Annotated in this window: 2 protein-coding genes and 1 pseudogene; all 3 read left to right on the top strand. The window is 71.4% G+C overall.

Going from position 1 to position 3,582, the window contains the following annotated elements:
* Window positions 1-87 precede the first annotated feature (87 nt).
* Window positions 88-2,052 carry a TRAP transporter permease gene (locus ACWEVN_RS47165; RefSeq protein ID WP_452055616.1) on the top strand — a complete coding sequence of 655 codons (1,965 nt, stop codon included), beginning with the start codon at window positions 88-90 and terminating at the stop codon, window positions 2,050-2,052.
* Window positions 2,049-3,023 carry a TAXI family TRAP transporter solute-binding subunit gene (locus tag ACWEVN_RS47160; protein ID WP_452055615.1) on the top strand — a complete coding sequence of 325 codons (975 nt, stop codon included), beginning with the start codon at window positions 2,049-2,051 and terminating at the stop codon, window positions 3,021-3,023. The genes ACWEVN_RS47165 and ACWEVN_RS47160 overlap by 4 nt, the downstream gene beginning before the upstream one ends.
* 10 nt (window positions 3,024-3,033) lie before the next feature.
* A pseudogene (locus ACWEVN_RS47155) lies at window positions 3,034-3,582 on the top strand (SMI1/KNR4 family protein); the annotation flags it as partial.

The following is a 3,582-nucleotide window of genomic DNA, read 5'->3' as shown; positions in this document are numbered from 1 at the left end:
GACGCACCGAACGCCACATTGGGGCGCTTGGGGCCGGTGATCCTTTTGCCGCTTTCGGTGTGATCCGCGACACCGTACCGTGGCTGGGTGACCACCGGGCCGGTCGAAGAGGACACGCCGGCGGCGATCGCCGCCGAGCACGACGAGGAACGGCCGGCGCGCACGCTCTCCCGGGTCCCGGACCGCGTCGTCTACTTCGTCGCCCTCGCGGTCGCAGTCCTGGTGCTCAAGCAGGTGTTCTTCCCGTTCGCCAAGGGCAACCAGTTCTACCTGGTGCTCTTCCTCGGCGTGACGCTCCCGCTGGTCTTCCTGTGCTACCGCCCGCGGCTGCGCGGCCGCGACGACCCCGGCCGGACCGACTGGGCGCTCGCCGTCCTGGCGCTCGCCGTCGGCCTGTACCCGGTGCTCGTGGGCTACGACGACTTCCTGAACCGCCAGGGCATCCTCTCCCCGCTCGACATCGTCGCCGGTGCGCTCCTGCTGCTCCTGGTCCTCGAAGCCACCCGCCGCACGACCGGGCTGGTCCTGCCGATCGTCTGCCTGCTCTTCCTCGCCTACGCCTACTACGGCGGCTTCCTCCCGCAGAACTGGGGCATCGCCCACGCGGGCATCGACTTCAGCCAGATCGTCAACGCGCTCTTCAACGACGCCAGCGGGTTCTACGGCACTCCCCTGGACGTCGCGGCGAGCTACATCGTGCTGTTCACCCTCTACGGCGCGGTGCTCAACGCCTCCGGCGCCGGCCAGTTCTTCGTGGACATCTCCTTCGCCGCGTTCCGGAAGTCGCGGACGGCGCCGGGCCGGACCACCGTGCTCTCGGGCTTCCTGCTCGGCACGGTGTCGGGTTCGGGCACCGCGACCGCCGTCAGCCTCGGCTCGATCACCTGGCCGATCCTCAAGAAAGCGCGTTACCCCAAGGAAAACGCGGGCGGGCTGCTCGCGGCGGCCGGCATCGGGGCCATCCTCTCGCCGCCGACGCTGGGCGCGGCCGCGTTCATCATCGCCGAGTACCTCCAGACGTCGTACCTGAAGGTGCTGGTCTGGGCGACCGTCCCGACGCTGCTCTACTACCTCGGCATCGTGTTCGCGATGGAGGCCGACGCGCGGCGGTTCAAGGCCGAGGCCGTCGACGTGCCGCACGACGATCCGTGGAAACTGCTGCTGCGCGGCGGTTACCACTTCCTGTCGCTGGCGATCATCGTCGTCTTCCTCGCCCTCGACATCCCGCCGTTCGCCGCGGTCGTCTACGCCACCGGGGTCGCCGCGCTGTTCGCGTTGATCGCCCGGCGCCGGGACGTGCGCGGCTGGGCGAAGGACATGGTCGACGCGCTGTCGGCCGGCGTGCGCGGCGCGCTGCCGGTGATCGCGGTGTGCGCGGCCGCGGGCGTGATCACCTCGACCATCACCAAGACCGGGCTCGGCCTCGAACTCGCCGACGCGCTGGTGGAACTGGCCGGCGTGCTCACCGACAACAGCACGGTGATCCTCATCCTGACCGTGCTGCTCTCGGCGATCGCCGTCGGCGTGCTCGGCCTCGCGGTGCCGGTCACCGCCAGCTTCATCATCGCCTGGGTGGTGATCGGCCCGGCCCTGGAGACGCTCGGCGTGGCCGACGCCGAGCGCGCGATGTTCATCTTCTACTACGCCGTGCTGTCAGAGGTCACGCCGCCGACGGCGCTCGCCGCGGTCGCTTCGGCGGCGATCACCGGCGGCTCGGTGCTCGGCACCATGTGGCAGTGCTGGAAGTACACGCTCCCGGCGTTCCTGGTGCCGATCGCCTTCGTGCTCACCGACAACGGCGCCGCGCTGCTGCTGGAGTCCGACGTGCTCACCGTGCTGTGGGTGGCGGCGGTGTCCGCGCTCGCCGTCGCCGCGCTGGCGGTGGTCACCGGCGGCTGGCTCTTCGGGCCGGTCAGCCTCCCGGTGCGGCTGTTGTTCGTCCCCGCCGCTCTCTGCCTGCTCTACCTGGAGCCGGTGCCGATCGCGATCGGTGCCGCGTGCGGGGCCGCCGCGCTGCTCACCCATGCCGTGATCAAGAGGAGGACAGCATGAAACGCGCAGTTGCCGCCGTGGCGGTGCTCGCTCTGGCCGTCACCGGCTGCGGCGGGAAACAACAGACCGACCAGTCCGCACCGGGTGGGACCCAGTCCTGCGAGGCGGGCGAGGGCCGGATCACCATCGCCACCGGCAACAGCGGCGGCGTGTACTACGTGCTGGGCGGCGGGCTGGCGCAGCTGATCAGCAACACCACGAAGCTGCGCGCGACGGCCGCGGAAACCGGCGCGTCGGTGCAGAACATCCAGCAGCTGGTGGCCGGCAACTACGACGTCGCGTTCTCGCTGGCCGACACCGCGGCGGACGCCGTCAACGGCAAGGGTTCCTTCGACGGCAAGCCGCAGAAGATCCAGGCCCTGTCCCGGATCTACCCGAACTCGACGCAGGTGCTGGTGCGCACGGACGCCGGGATCAACAGCGTCGCGGACATGAAGGGCAAGCGCATCTCGACCGGCTCCCCGAAGTCCGGCACCGAGGTGATCGCGAACCGCCTCCTCCAGGCGGCCGGCCTCAAGCCCGACACCGACGTCCAGGCCCAGCGGCTCGACCTGGCCAAGACGGCGGACGGCATGAAGGCGGGGACGCTCGACGGGCTCGTCTGGTCCGGCGGCCTGCCGACCGCGCAGATCACCGACATCACCACGGCGTTGAAGGACAAGGTGAAGTTCCTCGACATCACGCCGCAGCTACCCGCGCTGAAGAAGGTGAACCCGGTCTACGACCAGGCCGTGATCCCTGCGGCGGCGTACGGGCAGCCGGCGGACGTGCCGACGGTCGTGGTGCCGAACCTGCTGCTGGTGCGCGACGACTTCCCGGCGGGCAACGCGTGCGCGATCACCAAGCTGATCTTCGACAAGCAGGCGGAGCTGGCGAAGGTGCACCCGGCGGCGAAGGAGATTTCGAAGCAGCTGGCGACCCAGACCGCCCCGGTCCCGCTGCACCCGGGGGCGAAGCAAGCCCTCGGCTAGGGTCGGCGGGGTGCAGGACTACCTCGAAGCGGCGGTCCGCGACGTCCTGACGGCGCCCGAGGCACGCGTCGACGACCAGGTGGGGTACGCGGCCCTGCTGCTCGCGGCCTCCGGTGCCCTCGACGAGGCCGATCGGCTGGTCACGCAGTGGCAGGCCCGCACCGAACGGCCGGTGACCGCGCTGGCCGCGGACCCGGTGCGCGCGCGGGCGTGGGCGATGCTGTTCGAGGCGCGGGGTGCGCGTCCGGCTTGGGCGGAGGGCCTGCCGCCGCTCGACCTCGACGCGGAAGAACGCGCGCACACGGCGTCGTTGCGTCGCCCGGTGTCCGACCTCGAAGGCGTGCTGCCGCCCGGCCCGGTCTCCGAGGTGGTGAAGCAGGTCGCGCCGGCGCGCCCGGACCGGGTGCGAACCGCCCTCGCCGACGGTGACCTGGAGCTTTGGGCCTCGCTCGCCGGGCCACACCCGGACGTCGCCACGCTGGCGGCGACGCGGGCGTTGGCGCCGGCGCTGGTGGCGGGCGCGGACCCGCTCGGGCTGCGCGAGTGGGCGCCGGATCGG

The sequence above is a fragment of the Amycolatopsis sp. NPDC003861 genome (assembly GCF_053605405.1).
Note: the sequence above shows the minus strand (reverse complement) of the source record. Positions and strands in the feature narration are given on the sequence as shown.

Excerpts from the sequence above, each read along its gene's own strand:
- ACWEVN_RS47160 (WP_452055615.1), top strand. The coding sequence starts at position 2,049 with ATGAAACGCGCAGTTGCCGCCGTGGCGGTGCTCGCTCTGGCCGTCACC.